Annotated in this window: 18 protein-coding genes and 2 tRNA genes; 4 read left to right on the top strand and 16 right to left on the bottom strand. The window is 71.4% G+C overall.

Annotated elements, in window-relative coordinates; translation table 11 throughout:
* Nucleotides 1-924: 924 nt before the first annotated feature.
* The 5 genes from ABEB17_RS00435 to ABEB17_RS00455 all read right to left on the bottom strand — a co-directional run bounded on the left by ABEB17_RS00435 (nt 925) and on the right by ABEB17_RS00455 (nt 4,838).
* Nucleotides 925-1,911 (bottom strand): hypothetical protein, encoded by a 987-nt coding sequence (locus tag ABEB17_RS00435; RefSeq protein ID WP_345714583.1) that lies wholly within the window; start codon nt 1,909-1,911, stop codon nt 925-927.
* Between the two features lie 306 nt (nt 1,912-2,217).
* Nucleotides 2,218-2,284: transfer RNA gene (locus ABEB17_RS00440), tRNA-Ile, on the bottom strand.
* A gap of 52 nt (nt 2,285-2,336) precedes the next feature.
* Complete coding sequence (locus tag ABEB17_RS00445) at nt 2,337-2,861, bottom strand: hypothetical protein (RefSeq protein WP_345714584.1); 525 nt, start codon at nt 2,859-2,861, stop codon at nt 2,337-2,339.
* A gap of 79 nt (nt 2,862-2,940) precedes the next feature.
* On the bottom strand, nt 2,941-4,158 hold the full coding sequence (locus ABEB17_RS00450) for a sensor histidine kinase (RefSeq protein WP_345714585.1): 1,218 nt from the start codon (nt 4,156-4,158) through the stop codon (nt 2,941-2,943).
* Nucleotides 4,155-4,838: a response regulator transcription factor gene (locus ABEB17_RS00455; RefSeq protein WP_345714586.1), complete on the bottom strand. Its 684-nt coding sequence runs from the start codon at nt 4,836-4,838 to the stop codon at nt 4,155-4,157. Before ABEB17_RS00455 ends, ABEB17_RS00450 begins: the two co-directional genes overlap by 4 nt.
* Nucleotides 4,839-5,015: 177 nt before the next feature.
* Between ABEB17_RS00455 and ABEB17_RS00460 the strand changes: the two genes are divergently transcribed.
* Nucleotides 5,016-5,177 carry a hypothetical protein gene (locus ABEB17_RS00460; protein WP_345714588.1) on the top strand — a complete coding sequence of 54 codons (162 nt, stop codon included), beginning with the start codon at nt 5,016-5,018 and terminating at the stop codon, nt 5,175-5,177.
* Here the strand turns inward: ABEB17_RS00460 and ABEB17_RS00465 are convergent.
* A complete protein-coding gene (locus ABEB17_RS00465; RefSeq protein WP_345714589.1) occupies nt 5,153-5,326 on the bottom strand; it encodes a hypothetical protein in 174 nt (57 codons plus the stop codon). The two genes, ABEB17_RS00460 and ABEB17_RS00465, sit on opposite strands and share 25 nt — an antisense overlap.
* A gap of 169 nt (nt 5,327-5,495) precedes the next feature.
* On the opposite strand from ABEB17_RS00465, the gene ABEB17_RS00470 reads away from it, so the two are divergent.
* Nucleotides 5,496-6,155, top strand: a complete 660-nt coding sequence (locus ABEB17_RS00470; RefSeq protein ID WP_345714590.1) for a hypothetical protein — start codon at nt 5,496-5,498, stop codon at nt 6,153-6,155.
* On the opposite strand, the gene ABEB17_RS00475 is transcribed toward ABEB17_RS00470, so the two are convergent.
* The 5 genes from ABEB17_RS00475 to ABEB17_RS00495 all read right to left on the bottom strand — a co-directional run bounded on the left by ABEB17_RS00475 (nt 6,106) and on the right by ABEB17_RS00495 (nt 12,059).
* Nucleotides 6,106-8,412: a putative bifunctional diguanylate cyclase/phosphodiesterase gene (locus ABEB17_RS00475; RefSeq protein WP_345714591.1), complete on the bottom strand. Its 2,307-nt coding sequence runs from the start codon at nt 8,410-8,412 to the stop codon at nt 6,106-6,108. The two genes, ABEB17_RS00470 and ABEB17_RS00475, sit on opposite strands and share 50 nt — an antisense overlap.
* Nucleotides 8,413-8,599: 187 nt before the next feature.
* A tRNA-Asn gene (locus ABEB17_RS00480) sits at nt 8,600-8,674 on the bottom strand.
* A gap of 42 nt (nt 8,675-8,716) precedes the next feature.
* Nucleotides 8,717-9,265: a hypothetical protein gene (locus ABEB17_RS00485; protein ID WP_345714592.1), complete on the bottom strand. Its 549-nt coding sequence runs from the start codon at nt 9,263-9,265 to the stop codon at nt 8,717-8,719.
* Between the two features lie 100 nt (nt 9,266-9,365).
* On the bottom strand, nt 9,366-11,267 hold the full coding sequence (gene dnaG / locus ABEB17_RS00490) for a DNA primase (protein ID WP_345714593.1): 1,902 nt from the start codon (nt 11,265-11,267) through the stop codon (nt 9,366-9,368).
* A gap of 30 nt (nt 11,268-11,297) precedes the next feature.
* The gene (locus ABEB17_RS00495) at nt 11,298-12,059 is read right to left on the bottom strand and encodes a TetR/AcrR family transcriptional regulator (RefSeq protein WP_345714595.1); all 762 of its coding nucleotides are present in this window, start codon (nt 12,057-12,059) and stop codon (nt 11,298-11,300) included.
* Between the two features lie 118 nt (nt 12,060-12,177).
* On the opposite strand from ABEB17_RS00495, the gene ABEB17_RS00500 reads away from it, so the two are divergent.
* Entirely contained in the window at nt 12,178-13,167 is a 990-nt protein-coding gene (locus ABEB17_RS00500) for an ATP-binding cassette domain-containing protein (RefSeq protein ID WP_345714596.1), read from the top strand.
* Nucleotides 13,164-13,967, top strand: coding sequence for an ABC transporter permease (locus tag ABEB17_RS00505; RefSeq protein WP_378227102.1), 804 nt, complete (start codon nt 13,164-13,166; stop codon nt 13,965-13,967). Before ABEB17_RS00500 ends, ABEB17_RS00505 begins: the two co-directional genes overlap by 4 nt.
* Nucleotides 13,968-13,993: 26 nt before the next feature.
* Here ABEB17_RS00505 and ABEB17_RS00510 read toward each other — a convergent pair whose 3' ends face one another.
* The 5 genes from ABEB17_RS00510 to ABEB17_RS00530 are packed head-to-tail and all read right to left on the bottom strand — an operon-like array spanning nt 13,994 to nt 18,972.
* Nucleotides 13,994-14,956, bottom strand: coding sequence for a siderophore-interacting protein (locus tag ABEB17_RS00510; RefSeq protein WP_345714597.1), 963 nt, complete (start codon nt 14,954-14,956; stop codon nt 13,994-13,996).
* Nucleotides 14,953-15,798 (bottom strand): ABC transporter ATP-binding protein, encoded by an 846-nt coding sequence (locus ABEB17_RS00515; RefSeq protein WP_345714598.1) that lies wholly within the window; start codon nt 15,796-15,798, stop codon nt 14,953-14,955. The genes ABEB17_RS00510 and ABEB17_RS00515 overlap by 4 nt, the downstream gene beginning before the upstream one ends.
* A 1-nt stretch (nt 15,799) precedes the next feature.
* Nucleotides 15,800-16,858 carry a FecCD family ABC transporter permease gene (locus tag ABEB17_RS00520; protein ID WP_345714599.1) on the bottom strand — a complete coding sequence of 353 codons (1,059 nt, stop codon included), beginning with the start codon at nt 16,856-16,858 and terminating at the stop codon, nt 15,800-15,802.
* Complete coding sequence (locus ABEB17_RS00525; protein ID WP_378227103.1) at nt 16,852-17,919, bottom strand: FecCD family ABC transporter permease; 1,068 nt, start codon at nt 17,917-17,919, stop codon at nt 16,852-16,854. The genes ABEB17_RS00520 and ABEB17_RS00525 overlap by 7 nt, the downstream gene beginning before the upstream one ends.
* A 3-nt stretch (nt 17,920-17,922) precedes the next feature.
* Entirely contained in the window at nt 17,923-18,972 is a 1,050-nt protein-coding gene (locus ABEB17_RS00530) for an iron-siderophore ABC transporter substrate-binding protein (protein ID WP_345714600.1), read from the bottom strand.
* Between the last annotated feature and the right edge of the window lie 143 nt (nt 18,973-19,115).

The raw sequence follows: 19,115 nt of genomic DNA on the forward strand, positions 1-19,115 counted from the left end.
GTAGCCGCCTCGCCCAACCTGTCGACGAACTGGTGGACGTCGCCCGGGTACAAGAAACCGTAGCGGTCCAGCGTGATGGCCACGGACGAGTGTCCCTTGCCGGATGTGCAGGCTGGCGCGCGTGTGCTTGAGGTCCTCGGCCGCTGGACATCCCCGTCACGCTGGGCGACGATACCGCCGAGACCCCGAGGCGCGCGGTCGCGGGACGTTCGACCGCTGCCCTTAGTCTTGAGCTGGCCTCCACGAACCGGCGACTTTAGGGTCAGGTCGTCGGATAGCTACGCCGGAACAGTCACGGTGCAGGCGTGCTCCACCGAGCTCAACCAGTTGGTCCAAGTTCCGGCGATCTCGCAGCCGGGTGGCTAGCTTCGATTCGCCGCGCCCAAACGCTTCCGGAGGATCACATGCGCCGCCTGCTCACCGCCGCCGTCCTGACACCCCCACAAACTCCACCGTGGCTCTGACCACGCACGCTGACGCTACGACGGGCGGGGTGCGCATCTCGAAGGTGCAGTACGACTCGCCTGGGGCGAGCTGCCTGTGACGAACTGCAAAGCTCAACGCCGAGTGGGTCCGGCTCACGAACACGAGCAAGACCAGGAAAACGATCACCGGCTGACGTTGCGCGACAAGCAAGCGACACGCCTACAAGTTCCCGACCACGAAGCTCGGGCCGGGCAGGTCCCTGGAGCGAGCACCGGCAAGGGAACCAACTCGTCGTCTATGCGTTTCCAGACCGCACCTAACACATCTAACAACGACGGCGACCAGGCGTGCCTGCGGCACGCCCTTGGGCGCACTCGTCGCCTCAGCGCCTGGGGCGACGCGAAGGGCTACACATACTGCTAGACGCCTACCGGTTCGGGTAGATCAGACTGAGGCGGGCCAAGCTCCCCAGAGGTGTCGCCTCCGCGCCAGCGATTCCTATCTCGTAGGTCCGACAAGCTGCGGTATCCCGCCTCTGTTATCCGTTGACCAGAGACCGCCAAGTGCGTCCATCCAATAGGCCTCTACCTGCGCCCTCGAGTTGAGCTCGGGTGTCATGATGAACGGCTGACGCTCGCCATCCACATACCTATACCAGTTTCCAATAACTTGGATCATATTGCCGACGCCGATTTCTCTAGCGTAATCCTGATGCTCTGAGGGCGCAAAGCTACATACGTATGAATTGCCGTCTATTACCTTTCCCTCAAGAACTACGAAAGACCGAATGCCACCAGCTGAACTATTCTTCACTTCCAGTATTCCGATATCATCGGCTGGAGAATTCGATCGAAACCCGAAGAAGACATGGCGTCCCAGTGCCAACTTCTCCAGGATGGCCTCCTGAACTATCTCCTCTGCGCAAGGCGAAGGGTCGGCCGTGTCGGCCGCTGCCGACCTCGTCGGGGAGTCCGTCCTAGCACGAGTCAACTTCTCGACGTCGAGTACAAGCGCCTGCTGGACGTGATAGCCCAATCCTTCAGGCGATGAAAAGGTACCATTCAGCCCCATCTTGTCGACTCTCTTGCGAAATTTGCGGAGCGCTTTGAGTTGACCCTCAGCAACGTCTCCCGGATGGGACGCTTCTGAAAAGTAGATATGTGTCGGCTTGCGCGCCGAAAGGCCTAGCAGTACTTCCTCGGCGGTGCCAGATTCGTGTTCCTTCGTCGGCGTTCCAAGACGACTGTGGAATACGGCCACCACAATGTCGCATAGTGCCGCTTGTGCGTTGATAGCGTCCTGGGCTGGCTCACCTAAAATAGCGGCGGAGTCCAACTCCCAGCGCCACGGTCTCAGAATTGTGCCGGAAGTTGTGCTGTGTAGGCTGTTCCAAGCGCGGATTTGATCCTCTATCACCCTTCGCTCGGAGGCGCAGTCGCCTGGTGAAGAGATCATCACCGTTAGCACAGTGGCCGCATAGCTCATGTGCGGATACTAGAACGTGTCGCGGCCACAGGGCGGTGGCCATGGCGGCCAATAGCCAGAACGGCTGGCCAAAGGAGACCAGTACCGGAGAAATACTTCACGAGACGGTAGTCGGGGAGTTGGCCGACGGTTAAGCATGCCTTGGTCAAGCGGGAACTCCGCCTCAGTAGGATCAGAGCCACGCGCGTCCGTCCGCATGCGGTCCGCAGGTCGACAGAACCAGGCGAAAGCCCTGACCAACCGGCGGCCCTGCGCTCGGAGCATTGGACCCGGCCGCGCATCGGACGGGCCAGGCATCAACGCTCGGGGGGCAGCCGAGAAGGATCCGAGCGGACTATGCGTCCGCTGCTCTGACCGGCTGAGCTACCGCCCCGACGTCCGGCCCTGCTCGGCGGTCGTCGGGACGAGAGTATCGGCTCGCCTCCCTACCTCGGCTGAGCCTCGGCCTTCGTGGACCACGCGGCCTTCGCGCCGCTGTGCCCGATGCGGGCGACCTGCACGACGGTGCCGGCCACACCGACCACGGTGAGCACCGCGACGACCGCGCTGACCAACCGAGCGCGTTGCAGCACAACGGATCTGGCCCAGCCGAACCGTGCGTGCCAGCGCACCTCGGGGTCGGAACCGTGGATCCACTGCACCGCGTGGAGCGCGGCGGCAGCGACCGCCAGGACGATGACCCAGACGAGCAACCCGTCGGCGATCTGGGTGTGCTCGCGCAGCAGGGCGGTCTGCGGGACGCGACGCTCCAGCGACTCCCCCGAGCTGGTGGACAGCGGCACGAGCACCACCGCGAGGAGCGAGAGCACGAGTGGCAGCGGACCGGCCCAGCGCCGGAAGCGCGGCCAGGCGGCAGCCGTACCCACGGCGACAGCGGCCGTCGGCACCACGACGACCGTCGCGTGGACCACCAACGGGTGCATGGGCAGGCCGAAGATCGTGTCGAGCATGCGCGTCCCCTCGTCGCGGCGGACCCGGACGGTCCACCGCCTGGTGCCGCCAGCATCAGTTGACGCTCTCGGAGGTTTCTCAGAGCGCGGGACGCGGCGCCCGAGGCAGTCGCAGCGTCAAGGTCGCACCCTGGCCGGGCTCACCTTCGACCAGCAACGTGCCCCCGTGCGCCCGGGCGACCTCGGCGACCAGGGACAACCCCAGGCCGAACCGGCGGCCCGCGTCGCCCGTCGTGCCCCGGCTGAACCGGGCCAGCAGCCGGTGCGCCTCGCGCGGGTCGATGCCGTCGCCGGCGTCGGCCACGCTCAGCCGCACGGCCGCCGCGTCGACGGCGACGTCGACCACTACCCGGCCACCGTCGTCGGAGTGCGCGATCGCGTTGTCCAGCAACGAGGTCAGCGCCCGGCGCAACGCCGCCTCGGCGCCGCGCACCACGGCCGGTTCCCGGCCGACGTGCACCGTCAGCCCGATACCGCGCGGGTCCGCGAGCGCCTGCAGGCTCGTCGTGACGTCGACGGCGAGTGCAGCGACGTCGACGTCCTCCCCACCCTGCGGTCGGTGGTCCAGCTCGGCCGACAGCAGCAGGTCGTTGACGACCCCGCCGAGGTTGCGGGCGTCGTCCACCAAGCGGTCGACCTCACCGACCCGCTCCTCCGGGACGACGCCACGCAGGTGGCGGCGCAGCAGCTGCGCCCGGGTGAACAGCACGGTCGTGGGGGTGCGCAGCTCGTGGCTGGCGTCGGCCACGAAGCGTCGTTGCAACGCGAGCGCCTCGGCGAGCGGCTTGACGGCGCGCCGTCCGATGATCGCGCCGACCGCCGCCGCCCCGAGGACGCCGACGAGCGCAGCGATCCCGAGCGAGGCGAGCAGGCGGCGCTCCTCGGACTCCCGAGGTGTCAGGTCGTAGACGGCGCTGACCCGCCCGATGTCGCGCTGACCCGTCCACACCACGAGCTCTCGGTCGTCGCGCTCGAGCCGGGTGACGCCGTCGGGCAGGCTCGCCGGGTCGAGGTCGTCCAGCCCGTCCGGCGCGCCGGCCGTGACCTCGCGCTCTCCGCCGGTGCCGAGGGCGATCAGCCAGGTGCCGGCGGGCGGGTCCCGGACGTCGTCCGCGGTTGCCCAGGCGCTCCGAGCGCTCTGGTCCGCCTGCCGGTGCTGCTGGCGCTCGTCGAGCAGGAGCACCGAACCGGCCATGACCAGGACGACGAGCGCTACGGCGGCGGCGGTCTGCACGGCGACGGTGCGGGCGGCCCGGCGCAGCAGCGCCTCGTCCGGGTCGGTCGCCCGGGAGCTCACGCGGACCCCATCCGGTACCCGCTGCCGCGCACGGTGCGGACGACGTCGCGGCCGAGCTTGCGGCGCAGGTAGTAGACGTAGGTGTCGACGGCGCCGGGGGTGTCCGCGTCGTCGAACACCCGGTCCAGCAGCTCCTCGCGGGTGAACACGCGGGTCGGACGGCGGGCCAGCACCTCCAGCAGGCCGCACTCCCGCGGCGAGAGGTCGACCGGACCGTGCGGCCCGTCGACCACCCGGCGGTCGGCCACCAGCAGGCGGGACTCCCCCAGCGCGAGCTTCTCGGCCACCTCGCCGTGCCGGCGCAGCAGCGCGCGCAACCGGGCGAGCAGCTCGTCGACGTCGAAGGGCTTGACCAGGTAGTCCTCGGCGCCGGCGTCCAGGCCCTCGACCCGGTCGCGGACGGTGCCGCGGGCGGTGAGCACCAGCACGGGGGCCGCGATGCCCTGCCGGCGCAGCCGTCGCACGAGGTCGAGCCCCTCGATCGCGGGCAGCCCACGGTCCACCACGAGCACGTCCGGTCGGTGCGTCAGGGCCAGGTGCAGGCCCCGCTGCCCGTCGCGGGCGACGTCCACCTGGTACCCCTCGTCGGTCAGGAGCTCGGCGAGCATGGCGGACAGCTGCCGGTCGTCCTCGACGACGAGGACGCGCGGTCCGGCGGTGCCCTGCGCGTTCGAGTCCACACCGGGATCGTGGCACGCGGACTCTCAGATCCCTCTGAGATGTCGGGAACAGAACGGGCCCGTTCAGTGCTGAACCACCTGGATGGGACGCAGCCGCGGCCAGCAGCCGTTGAGCGCGACCGTCCACACCACGGCGGGTCATCGGCTCGCTCCACCGCACCGTCGTCAGGAGACGCCATGTCCCCCCAGCAGAGCTCATGCACCCAGACCGAGCCCAACGAGCACGGCGACAACGTGGTGGACCTGCGCGACCTGCCGCTCGCCGCCCAGGGCCGTATCGCCCAGCGGCTGCTGGCGACCCGACCGGCCAAGGGTCAGGCCGCGCGCTCGTTCGGCTGAGCGAGCGCTCGCATGGCGAGCGTGCGACGGCGGTTGCGCCGCACGGCGGCGCTCTCCACGGCCATCGCGGCGGGGACGCCGAGCGCGGCTGCGAGCAGTCCGCCCAGCACCCCGCCGGCGACGGCGAGGCTGCGTTCGGTGGTGGTCATGGCTGGTTCCCTTCACGTGGTCTCTCCAGGAGATGACCCGGCTGGGGCGTGCGGTGATACGTCGGCCCATCGAGGATCCGGTGCTGGCCGGTCACAAAGCAGCCACATCCGTCACACGAGAGGCGCAACGTCGACCCGGTTGGCGGCGATCCGGGGCTAGGTTGCCGCTATGCCTTTCGGACTTGAGCTGATCGTCCAGACCGTCGTCGACGGTGAGCTGCGCGAGCGCACCTGGGACGCCTACAGCGACTCCTTCGCCGAGCTGCGGTCAGCCGCGATCCAGCGGCACGTGATGACCCGCGAGGAGTTCGACGCGGTCATGGCGGACGAGCGCGTCACCATCTACCTGGCGGTCCGGCCGGACGGCGTGGTGGCCGGCATCGCGTCCCTGTCCAACGACCTGCGCTCGATGCCGTTGGTCTCCCCCGAGTTCTTCGAGGCCCGCTGGCCGCGGGAGTACGCGGCCGGGCAGTGCTGGTACATCGGCTTCGTCGGGGTGCGGCCCAGCGAGCAGGGTGGCGGCGCGTTCCAGCTCATCGTCGGCACGGTCGCCAGCACGCTGGGCCCGCGCGGCGGCGTCCTGGTGCTCGACGTCCCGCAGCGCAACATGGAGGGCTTCCACGTCCCCCGGGCCGTCAAGCGGATCGCCGACGCGGTGGTGGCCGACGTCTCGTACGAGATGGTCGACAGCCAGGGCTACTGGGCGTACACCACGCCGGTACCGGCCGAGATCGACCTGCGCGATCCCGCGCCGTCCACCATCGACCTGCGCGAAGGCGTCAGTCGGACGACGGACGAGGGGCCGGGGGCAGCCCCATCGCCACGTTGACGGCCGGCGTCCACAGCTGACCGACGAGCTCGGCGGCTCCGCTGGCCGGCAACGGTCGCCCGAGCCACCAGCCCTGCCCGCGGGTGATGCCGAGCTCGACGAGCGACTGGCTCTGCTCGCGCGTCTCGATGCCCTCGGCGACGACGTCCAGCCCCAGGGCCTGGGCCATGGCGGCGGTCGCCCGCACGATCGCGTGGTCCTCGGGGCGGGTCGTGAGACCGGCCACGAACGAGCGGTCGATCTTGACCTCGTGGACCTGCAGCTTGCTGACGTAGCTCAGCGAGGAGTAGCCGGTGCCGAAGTCGTCGACGGAGACGCGCACCCCGGCGCGCTCCAGGTCACGCAGTGACTGGACGGCGACGGCGTCGTCCCCGACGAGCGTGGACTCGGTGACCTCCAGCCGCAGCGAGCACGCCGGCAGGTCGCGGTGGGCCAGGGCGGCGAGCACCCGTCCGGTGAACTGCGGGTCCTGCAGCTGGCGTCCCGACACGTTCACGTTCACGCTGATCTCGCGGGGGGATGTCGAGCGCCAGGTCAGCAGCTCGTCGAGGGCGCGACCCAGGATGAAGTCGCCGATCGGCAGGATCAGGCCGTTCTCCTCGGCGGCGGCGATGAAGACGTCCGGGGTCGAGGGGCCTTCGTCCGGCCGGTTCCAGCGGGCCAGCGCCTCGAAGCCCAGCAGGTGCCCGGTGACCAGGTCGACGATCGGCTGGTAGGCGACGTCCAGCTCGCCGCGGCCCATGGCCTGGCGCAGCGCGCGGTCCAGCTCGACCCGGCCGCGCACCAGCGCGCCCATCGACGGCTCGTAGACCACGGCCCGGTTGCGGCCGGCGTCCTTGGCCCGGTACATCGCGGTGTCGGCGTCCCGGATCAGGTCGCTGGCGCCGCGCTTGACCAGGGCGGACGACGACGCGATCCCGATCGAGCAGGTGATCGTGGCCTCGCCGACCGACAGCAGGTACGGCTGGGACAGCTCGGCGATGACGTTCTCGGCGAACACCAGGCCGTCGGGGTCCTGTCGGCGGACCGGCAGCACGAGGATGAACTCGTCGCCACCGGCCCGGGAGACCAGCACCTGGCCCGGCAGCACGCCGCGCATGCGCTCCGCGACCTGCTGGAGCAGCTCGTCACCGATCGCGTGGCCCCACGAGTCGTTGACCAGCTTGAACCCGTCCAGGTCCAGGAACAGCACGTTGACGGCGCGACCCAGGTCGAGCTGCTCGTCGAGTCGGTCGCTGACCGCGCCACGGTTGGCCAGGCCGGTCAGCGCGTCGTGCGTGGCCATCTGCTCGAACACCTGCCGCGAGCGGGTCTGCTGCCCGACGGCTCGACCGGCGCGGACCAGGATCGCGCCCATCAGCGCCGCCGTGCCCACCGCCTGCACCCAGCGGACGGCCAGCGGCAGGTTCGCGTCCGGCAGGATGAGCAGGGACGGCACGAGCAGCGCCGGGACCAGCACCAGCAACCGCTGCCAGGACCACGCCTGGACCTGCTGCTGGCGGCCGGCGGTCAACCGCACCATCGAGGGGTGCAGCGCCGCCACGCCGAGCAGGCCGAACGAGACCAGGAACGGGACGTCGAGCAGGGCCGGGCCGGCCAGCAGCCCGCGCCGGGCCAGCACCTCGTAGCCGAGGTCGCCGATGAGCAGGCAGATGGCTGACGCGCGGATCAGCTGCAGGGACGGGACGCGGTCACCGGCGGTGAAGGACAGCGTCACCAGCAGGGCGAGCACGACGACGTCCAGCACCGGGTAGACCGCGGTCATCACGGAGATCCACTGCGGCAGGCGGTCCTGCTCCACGGTGGGAGCGATGAGGTAGCTGATCGACAGCAGCGTCGCGCCACCGGTGATCACGGCGACGTCCAGCACGGCGTCGGCGTCGCGGGCGCCGCGCAGGCGCAGCACACGCATCATCGTGGCGAGCAGCAGCAGGTACCCCGGGAGCAGGACGAAGTCCGGCAGGGCCACCGCGATCCCGCCTGCGTCCGGGTTCGTCCGCAGCGCGGGACCGATGGCGAACAGCACGCAGACCAGCAGGAGGCGACGCCAGGTGACCATGTCGTCCGGGCGGTGCAGGCGCGGTCCGATCACCATCGCCAGGCAGGTGGACAGCCCGGTCAGCAGCATCGCCGCGGCCCGCAGCTCGCTCGGCAGGGGCAGCAGCCACACCACGACGCACGCGGACACCAGCACCACGTGCGCGCGGATCCACGCACGGGCGCTCGGTCGCGCGCCGTCGGCGACTGCCTCGCTCATGCCGCTTGGTCCCCGGGGTACGGGCAACGTCCGGGACCTGGGGCGCCCGCGATGCCGTGAGTGGTGTCCCTGTCTTCTTCGACACCCCGGACGGAGTTCTGTAGGGCGCCCAACAAACTCGACGGGAGACCGGAGCGGGACGTGCGAGGCCCCCGTCCACGCAGGACGGGGGCCTGACACCTGAGGCTGGCTCCCGCGACTGGATTCGAACCAGTAACCGTCCGATTAACAGTCGGATGCTCTGCCATTGAGCTACGCGGGATCGGCGGCGCAAACACTAGCAAGGAAAATCGCGAGGTCCGAATCACACCGACAGACCGGCCTGCTCCGCCAGCTCTCGGGTCAGCGAGGCGACCTGGTCCGCGACCGGCGGACGCTGCGTGCTGACGCCCTGGTCAGGCACGGTCTGGGTGAACAACGACCCGGTCACCGCATGACGGCGCACCGCGACCGTCACGCCGCGCCGGCCCTGCACCGGGATGCGCTGGGACAGCACGAACGTGCTCATCACGCGTTCGCGCAGTACCTCGGGGAACCGGCCCAGCGGCTCGCTGAGGCCGATCGTCGTGTCGGGGTCGCCATCCGCCCAGCGGACCTCAACGGCCTGGGCGTCCGGGTCCCAGGACGCCTCGGCGATCTCGTGCCACAACCGGCGCAGCGACGGCGTCCCCGGGCCCGGGACGGGACCGTCGACCGGGTCGACCAGCACCATCGCGTTGGTGGTCGCGATGGCCCAGCCGCCGTCCGGCCGCAGGGCGTGCGCGAGCACGCGCTCCCCCCGCGGCAGGCCCAGCCCCTCACGGACCATCGCCGGCAGCGGCAGGACGCGCTCGGAGCGGTGCCACCACGACATGGTGAAAGGGTAAGCAGGCCCGAGGCGGTGCCCGCTCCTCCGGGCATCACATCTCCGCAACAGGTTGGACACGCCTGGTGGGTGCCGAGGGGCGGTGCGCTCAGTCCGTGCGCGCGGTGAGCGCCCGCCGTCGCTCGACCAGCACCTGGGCCTCGCGCAGGGCGGCGTTGTAGCCGATCGCGTCGCCCGCCGCGTCCAGCCGCTGCATCCGGCTGTGCACGTCCCGCTCGCGGCGCACGAGATCGCGCTGGGCGATCTCGATCTGCAACGACGCCCCGAGCCGGGCCAGCCCCTCGTCGGAGACGACGGGGAGCTCGGCCACGGTCAGGTCCGTCACGTAGCTGCGGACGTCGTCCGGAACCGCGGCGGCCACCTGCTCGTGCCAGCCCGCGCCGGCCTGCGCCAGGCCACCGAGACCGCGCACCGCGACGTGCACGACGCGGTGCATCTCGGCGGTGAAGGCATCCTCCCCCAGGGCATCGAACTCCGTGGTGTCCAGCACCCAAGGAGCCTGCAGCACGCACTGCAGGAGCTGCCGCTCCATGGCCACCGTCGGGTCGCGCGGGTCGGGGCGAGGGACCACCGGGCGCTCGACCACCTGGTCGGGGGCCGCGGGCTGCAGCTCGACGCTCGAGCGTCCCCGATCGGGCGCGGACTCCGCGGCGCGCCCGGCGGCGGCGACGGCCCGCCGGGCCTCCTCGACGTCGAGCCCGACGTGCCCGGCCAGGCGGCGCGCGTACTCGGGGCGCAGCGACCGGTCCTTGATCTGGGCGACCACCGGGGCAGCGGCGCGCAGTGCCTGGACGCGCCCCACCGCCGTGTTCAGGTCGAACCGCGCGATGGTGGTGGCGATCGCGAACTCGAAGAGCGGCACCTTGCTCGCGATGAGCTGGCGGACCGCCTCGTCACCGTGCTGCTGACGCAGCTCGCAGGGGTCCAGACCGTTCGGCTCGACCGCCACGTAGGTCTGCGAGACGAACCGCTGGTCCTCGCCGAACGCCCGCAGCGCGGCCTTCTGGCCGGCCGCGTCACCGTCGAACGTGAAGACGACCTCAGCTGGGTACACGTCGTCGTCGTCGCGCATCAGCCGCCGCACCACCTTGATGTGGTCGGTACCGAAGGCGGTGCCACAGGTGGCGACGGCGGTCTCGACGCCGGACAGGTGGCAGGCCATCACGTCGGTGTAGCCCTCGACGACGACCGCCTGGCGCTGCGTCGCGACCGCCTTCTTGGCCAGGTCGAGCCCGTAGAGCACCTGGGACTTCTTGAACAGCGGTGTCTCGGAGGTGTTGAGGTACTTCGCCTCGATGCGGTCGTCGTCGAACAGCCGCCGCGCACCGAAGCCGACGCAGTCCCCCGTGACGTCGTGGATGGGCCACACGAGCCGGCCACGGAAGCGGTCGTAGAGACCGCGCGAGCCCCGAGCCGCCAGACCGACGGTGACGATCTCGTCGTCGGTGAACCCCTTGTCGCGCAGGTGCCGGGTCAGCGCCTCGCCCGAGCGCGGCGCGTAGCCGACGGTGAAGCGGGCCGCGGCCTCACGGTCGAAGCCGCGCTCGGCCAGGAAACGGCGGCCGGGTACGGCCTCGGCGCCGGACGCCAGCTGCTCGGCGTACCACTGCTCGGCGACCCGGCCGGCCTCGACCAGCCGGGTCCGCCGCCCGACGTCCTCGCGCCGGCGCGGTGCGCCGCCGCCCTCCTCGTACTCCACCGCGATGCCGGCCCGGTCGGCGAGCCGCTCCACGGCCTCGCTGAACGTGAGGTGGTCCACCTTCTGCACGAAGGACAGGACGTCGCCGCCCTCGCCGCAGCCGAAGCAGTGCCAGACGCCGAGCTGCGGCCGCACGTTGAACGACGGTGACTTCTCGTCGTGGAACGGGCACAGCCCCTTGAGCGAACCGACACCACCCTGACGCAGGGTGACGTGCTCCCGGACGACGTCCTCGATGGACGTCCGCTCCTTGACGGCCGCGACGACCTCAGCCTTGATCCGACCCGGCACTCACCCTCCCGACGACGCGCTGCGGCGAGTCTAGGTGGCGCGTCGGACAACGAGTGCCTCGACTCCGTCGAGGATGCGCTCGAGGCCGAAGCCGAAGTCCAGGTCCGGGTCCTGGTCGTCCGACCAGGCGCCCGCCGCGATGGTCGCCGACAGCGCCGGGAAGCGGGCCGGGTCGACGAGCCGGGCCAGCACGACGTCGTCCGGGGTCCTGGGCTGCCCCTTCGCGATGGCGGCTCGCACCGCGGCGGTGATGTCCGCCCGGATCAGCGTCTCGTGCCGCACAAAGCTGGCGATCAGCCCGATCACGCCCACCTTCTCGATCTCGGTGAGCCCGATGCCGTCCAGCTCGGCCAGTCCCTGGTCCACCCAGGTCAACGTGTTCGGCGTGTTGGGTGCCCCGGTGATCGGCAGCTGGACGATCCACGGGTGCACGGCCAGGCCAGCCATCTGGGCCCACACCCACGCGGCGAGCCGGTTCCGCCAGCCGACGACGTCCGGACCGATCACCGGTGGCGGGCCGGTCGCGGTGTCCGCCAGCAGCACCAGCAGCTCGTCCTTGCTCGAGACGTACCGGTAGAGCGACATTGTGGTGAAGCCGAGCTCCTTGGCGAGCCGGCTCATGGACAGCGCGTCCAGGCCCTCGGCGTCCGCGATGGCGATGCCGCGCTCCAGGATGCGGTCCAGGCTCAGCCCGGGCTTGGGCCCGGGCCGGGGCCGCGTCCCCAGGCCCCACAGGGTCTGCAGGGCGCGTGGCAGCTGCTCGACCGCCTCGATGTGGGCCTCGTCCGGCATCCGCAGCGCGCTCCTCCCGATCGTCCTTGACCGCCAACCCTAGGCGTGTGTATAACGTACACAGTTGAGTGTGCGACATACACAGATCGTGTCGCAACCGAGGCAGAAGGGGGCCACCATGACCGCAGCACCCACACCGGCCGACGCCATCGAGGTCCGTGGGCTCGGGGTTCGCTTCGGGGAGGTCGAGGTGCTCAGCGACCTCGACCTGACCGTGCCGCGCGGCACCGTCTACGCGCTGCTGGGGCCCAACGGCGCCGGCAAGACCACGCTCGTGAACGTGCTGTCGACGCTCGTGCGGCCGGACGCGGGCTCGGCCCGGGTGAACGGCCACGACGTGCGTCACGCGGCGGACGCCGTCCGCGCCCTGATCAGCACCACCGGTCAGTTCGCGGCCGTGGACGAGCTGCTCACCGCCCGCGAGAACCTGCTGCTGATGGCCCGGCTCAACCACCTGGACCGCCGCGCGGCACTCGCCCGCACCCAAGAGCTGCTCGCCCAGTTCGACCTCGCCGACGCCCAGCACCGGCCGGTGCGCACCTTCTCCGGCGGCATGCGCCGCCGGCTCGACATCGCGGTCGGGCTGACCCGGATCCCGAGCGTGGTGTTCCTGGACGAGCCGACCACGGGACTGGACCCGCGCAGCCGCCTCGCCATGTGGGACGTCGTCCGCAAGCTGGTGCGCGACGGAGTCACCGTGCTGCTCACCACCCAGTACCTGGAGGAGGCCGAGCAGCTGGCGGACCGGATCGGTGTCCTGGACGGCGGGCACCTCGTCGCGGAGGGCACCGGGGCCGAGCTGAAGGGCCGGGTCAGCCCGCAGCGGCTCGACCTCCACCTGCCCGACGGCGAGGCGTTCGACCGCACCGAGTGCGAGCTGGCCGGGCGGGTCGTGCACCGTGACCGGGCGCAGCTCACCGTCGGCGTCCCCACCGACGCCAGCGCGCACGCCGTGCGCGACCTGCTCAACGACCTTGCGGCGCAGGGGATCCCGGTGGACCGGGTGAGCCTGCACACCGCCAGCCTGGACGACGTGTTCTTCCGGCTGACGGGCCACCCGACCACCGACCCGACCAGCCCGCTCGAGACCACCGGAGCCACCCGATGAGCACTGTTCCGTTGCCGCGCAACGAGTCCGTCCGGCTCGAGCAGAACCGCCCGCGCTTCGTGGCCGACTCCGCGCAGATGATCGGGCGCAGCCTGCGGCACACCGTCCGCGGCGTCGAGACGCTCCTCGTCTCGGTGATGCTGCCGGTGATCCTGCTGCTGCTGTTCGTGTACGTGTTCGGCGGCGCCATCGGCGGTGCCGGCTACGTCGACTACGTGGTGCCCGGGATCATCGTGCTGTGCGCGGGCTTCGGTGCGTCCCAGACCGCGGTGAGCGTGGCCACCGACCTGTCCAGTGGCATCATCCGCCGCTTCCGGACCATGGCGATCGTCAGCTCGGCCGTGCTGACCGGGCACGTCGTGGCCAGCGTGGCGCGCAACATCGTGTCGACGCTGCTGGTGTTCGGGGTCGCGTTCCTCGCCGGCTTCCGGCCGCACGCCGGAGCGGCCGGGTGGCTGGCCGTCGCCGGCGTGCTGCTGCTCTTCGTGGTGGCCATCTCGTGGCTCTCGGCCGCGCTCGGACTGCTGGCCGGGAACCCGGAGGCCGCGAACGGCGTGACCTTCGCGGTGATGTTCCTGCCCTACCTGAGCAGTGCGTTCGTGCCGATCGACACCATGCCCGGTGTGCTGCAGGCGATCGCGCGGCACCAGCCGCTGACCCCGGTGGTCGACACGCTGCGCGGGCTGCTCCTCGGCACACCGGTCGGCAGCAGTGGCTGGCTTGCCGTGGTGTGGCTGGTGGGCATCGGGCTGGGCTCGGCCGTGCTGTCCGCCTGGCTGTTCCGCCGTCGCACCACCTGAGGCCTGCTCACCCCGGGCCGCTCTGCTCAGCTGCTCTCGGCCCTGCCCTCGCGCCAGTAGCCCATGAACGCGACCCGGCGCCGGTCGATGCCGCACTCCCCCACGAGGTACCGGCGCAGGTCGCGCACCATCGCGGCCTCTCCGGCCAGCCACGCGTACCAGCCGTCGGCAACCGGCTCCCCCGTCTCCCAGAGGATCTCCTCGTCCACGTCCACCTCGGGCAGCGCCTCGGCGGCGGCCGGGCTCACGCCCACGTCGGCGGACGCCAAGCCCGTCCGCACGAGCTCGGACAGGGCCTGCCCACGCGGCCGTTCGCCACGGACGCACCACCGGACGTCGACGCGGGCGGCGGTCGCCAGGTCGAGGACGTCGGCCGCGTCCGGCACCTCGATCAGCGCCTGGCCACGGACGTCGGCGGGCAGCGTGGCGAGGACGGACCCGATCGCCGGGACCGCCGTCTCGTCGCCCACCATCAGCACCTGGACGCCGGACCCGGTCGGCGGCGCCCACTCGACGCCGGGCGGCGCACCCCCGGTCGCGGCGGCCGCGTTGGGCCCGAGCAGGACCAGCCGGTCCCCCACCCGGACGTCGGCCGCCCAGCGGGCCGCCGGGCCTACCGGGCCCTGCCCCGGATGCAGCACGAAGTCGATGTCGATCTGCGGCGGTCGGTCCCCGCGGACCCGGGCCGCCCGGATCGTGTACGTCCGCATCGACCCGCGCCGGGCCGGGTCCATGGCCAGCCACTGGCTGTACCAGCCGCCGGAGAGGTCGCCGAAGTCCGGCAAGGCGAAGCCGGGCGAGGCGAACATCAGCTTGACCCGCAGGTCCCGCGGGCCCAGGTGCCCACCGTCGTCCAGGCCGGCGAGGTCGTCCCCGCCGAACGTCACCCGCAGGAAGTGCGGCGACAGCCGGGTGAGCGCCACCACCTCGATCTCGAAGGCCAGCAGCGGCGACACAGCAGATGCCTTCTCGCTCGGCTGCGCGCTCACGCCGACGCCCCGGAGGCGAGCGACCGGGACGACGCCCCGTGGTTGGCGGTCCGATGACGGCCGACCGGCACGACCAGCGGGGTCCCGGACACGGGGTCGGTCAGCACCCGGCTCTCCATCCCGAACACCAGGCGCACCAACGCCTCCGTGACGACCTGGGACGGCGGCCCCTCGGCGACCAGCCGTCCCTCCCGCATGGCTACCAGGTGGTCGGCGTAGCGCGCGGCCAGGTTCAGGTCGTGCAGCACGATGACGACCGTGGTGCCGTGGGTGCGGTTGAGGTCGGTCAGCAGGTCCAGCACCTCCACCTGGTGCGCGACGTCCAGGAAGGTGGTGGGCTCGTCGAGCAGCAGCAGGTCCGTCTCCTGCGCGAGCGCCATGGCGATCCAGACCCGCTGCCGCTGACCGCCGGACAGCTCGTCGACCGGTCGGTCAGCGAGGTCCAGCGTGTCGGTCGCCGTCATGGCGCGGGCCACGGCCTCGTCGTCCTCGTGGGTCCACCGGCGCAACCAGCCCTGGTGCGGGTACCGACCGCGCCCTACGAGGTCGGTCACACTGATCCCCTCCGGCGCCATGGGTGACTGCGGGAGCAGGCCGAGGGTGCGGGCCACATCGCGGGTGGGCAGCTCGTGGATGGACCGCCCGTCGAGCAGCACCGCTCCGGTGGTCGGCTTCGCCAATCGCGCCAGGCCACGCAGCACCGTGGACTTGCCGCAGGCGTTCGCCCCGACGACGACACTGATCAGGCCCGGCGGCACCGCCAGGTCGAGGTCGTGCACCACCGTGCGGTCGTCGTAGGCCAGGCTCATCCGCTGCGTGTGCAGCGTGTGCTCGGTCGTCATCTCAGCCTCCCCGGCCGACTCGGTTGGTGGACACCAGCAGGTAGAGCAGGAACGGCGCACCCAGCGCACCGGTGACCACCCCGACGGGCAGCGCCGTGCCGCGGACCAGGTTGGTCGCGACGAACTCGGCCGTCAGCATGATCAGGGCGCCGACCAGGGCCGACGCGACGAGCGAGACGTTGCCGCGCAGCAGCCGGCGCGCGATGGGGCCGGCGAGGAACGCGACGAACGCGACCGGCCCCGCGGCGGCGGTCGCGATCCCGGTCAGCAGCACGGCGACCACCAGGAGCGCCAGCCGGGACCGGTCCACCGGCACCCCGACCGCGCTGGCGACGTCCGGCCCGAGCTCCAGCGCACCGAGCTGGCGCGCCCACAAGCCCGTCGCGGGCAGCAGCACGAGCAGGCCGAGCAGGAGCAGGACGACCCGCGGCCAGGTGCTGCCGCCGAGCGAGCCGTTGAGCCAGACGAAGGCGGTCGCCGCGGTGTTCATGTCCGAGCGGCTGAGCAGGTAGGTCGTGACGGCGCCCAACATCGCCGCCACGCCGATCCCCATGAGGATCAGCCGCTGCCCCGGCGCGGCACCACCGCGGGCCAGCAGGTGGATCAGCAGGGCGATCGCGAGGCCACCGACCAGCGCGGCGAGCGAGACGCTCGAGCCGGCCGCGCCGAGGACGACGATCGCGAACACCGCGCTCGCGCTGGCCCCGGCACTGATGCCGATGATGTCCGGGCTGGCCAAGGGGTTGCGCAGCATCGTCTGGAAGATCGTGCCCGAGACGCCGAACGCGATGCCGACGCCGACCGCGGTGACTGCGCGCGGGAGCTTGTCCTCCATCACGATGAACGTCGCCCCCGGGATCTGCGCACCGTCGAGGATCCGGACGAGGTCGGCGAACGTGACGGTGTAGCTGCCCAGGAGCACGTCGGCGAAGAACAGCCCGACGGCCAGGAGCACCAGTGCTCCGACGACGACCCGCCCCCGGCGCTTGGAGCGCGAACGGCTGGACCGCACCACCTCGGCCGGCGACGCCGCCGGGCGGCCGAGCACCTCGGTCACCATCCCGGCACCCGATGACGTCGGACCAGCCAGATGAACACGGGCGCACCGATGACGGCGGTCGAGATCCCGGCCGCGACCTCGGCCGGCGGCAGGACGACACGGCCGACGACGTCCGCACCGAGCACCAGCACCGGCGCCACCAGCAGGCTGAGCGGCAGCACCCAGCGGTTGTCCGCACCGACCAGGGCACGAACGGCGTGCGGGACGACGAGCCCGACGAAGGCGATCGGCCCCGCGAGCGCGGTGGCGGCGCCGCACAGGATCACGACGCCGAGCGCCGTCACGGCACGACCGAGCCCCACCCGCTGCCCCAGACCGCGCGCGACGTCGTCCCCCAGCGCCAGCCCGTTCAGCAGCGGGCCGGTGCCCAGGGTGATGGCGATGCCGACCACGAAGAACGGCGCGGTCGCCCGGATCGCCTGCCAGTCGTGCAGCCCGACGGACCCCACCTGCCAGAACCGGTAGCTGTCCAGGGTCTGGCGGCTGGTCACCAGCAGCGCGTTGGTCAGCGAGGCCAGACCCGCCGTCATCGCCGCGCCCGCCAGCGCCAGCTTGACCGGCGTCGCCCCCTCTCGACCCAGGCTCGCGACGCCGTAGACGACGACCGCCGCCAGCGCCGCGCCGACGAGCGCGAACCACACGTAGGCCGAGATGCCGGACAGCCCGAAGACCGCGAGCGCGACGACCACGGCGAGCGCCGCACCCGCGTTCACCCCCAGGATGCCCGGGTCGGCCAGCGGGTTGCGGGCAACGGCCTGCATCGCCGCCCCGGCCAGACCGAGCGCGCCGCCGACGAGCAGGCCGGCCACCGTGCGCGGCAGCCGAGCCCGCACGACCACCTGGTCGCCGTTGGTCGGGTCGAAGTGGAACCACGCGTCGTACAGGGTCTGCGCCGAGACGTGCTTGGCGCCGATGGCCAGCGAGCAGACCACCAGGACCGCGAGCAGCAGCACGACCGGGACGAGCAGCGCGAACGGCGAGATCCGGCGTCGGCGGCCGAGGGACGGGTCGTCCCCCGGGCCGGCCGGCGCCGGACTCGTCGTGAGGGTGGAGTGGGCCACGCGTCAGCTGGCGGTGTCGGCCGCCGCTCCCAGCTGCGGCAGGACCTTGTCCAGTGCCCAGGGCAGGCTGAGCGGGTTGGACGCCGAGATGGACAGCGTGAGCGTGTTGTCTGAGTCCGCCACCAGCGCGCCGCTCTTGACGGCGGGGATCTGGCCGATCAGCGGGTCCTTGGTGATCGCGGCCTTGGTCTTGGCGTCCGGCACCCACGTGACGAACACGTCGGAGGCGAGCTCGCTGGCCCGCTCCGGCGACCACTCGATGAAGAACTCCTTGCCGCCCTTGGTCTTGTCCTCGATGACCGGCGCGAGCTTCATGCCGATCTCGGTGAGAAACCGCGGCCGGTTGTCGTTCGGCGTGTAGATGTTGATCCCGGCGCCGCTGTCGGGCTCGAGGTTGCCGTAGATGAAGGTCTTGCCGGCCAGCTGCGGGTAGGCGGCCGCCTTGTCCTTGATGGTCTGCTCGGTGTCGGCGACGAGCTTCTCCGCCTGGGCCGACTTGCCGAGCGCCTTGCCGATCATCGCGGTGGACTGCTGCCAGGGCGTCCCCCAGGCGACGTCGGGGTAGGCGACGACCGGCGCGATCTTGCTGAGCTTGTCGTAGTCGGCCTTCGTGAGGCCCGAGTAGGCGGCCAGGATGACGTCGGGCGTGGTCTTGGCGATCTCGGCAAAGTTGATGCCGTCCGCCTCGGAGTACTGCGCGGGTGCCTTGGCCGTGCCGATCGCGGCGCCGAGCTTGTCTAGCGCGGCGTCCTTCCACGGCGTGGAGCCCTTGTCGTTGCCGCCCCACTCGTCCTTGGGCATCCCGACCGGGACGACGCCGAGGGCCAGGGCGGTGTCGGCGTTGACCCAGGCGACGGTGGCGACGCGCTGCGGCTGCTTCGCGATGGTGGTCTCACCGAAGGCGTGCGTGATGGTGACGGGGAAGGCGTCCGCGGCGGCGGGGGCGGTGGCGGCCTCGTCCGTGGAGCCGGCCGAACCGGTCGAGCAGGCCCCGAGGGCCAGGACGGCGACGGCCGCGGCGGCGATGGCTCCGCGCAGGCGAGTGCTGGTCACGCTTCTCCTTAGGTCAGGCTTACTTAGGTCTGCCTAACCTAACATCACCCGCCTTCGTCACACCACGCCCTCCCCCACCAGCACCCACGCACCCACCCCCTCCCCGCAGATGTCCCGCTATCGGGTGCTATCAGACCGGTTTC

Origin of the sequence: Angustibacter luteus, from assembly GCF_039541115.1 — a bacterium.
Lineage (GTDB): Bacteria > Actinomycetota > Actinomycetes > Actinomycetales > Angustibacteraceae > Angustibacter > Angustibacter luteus.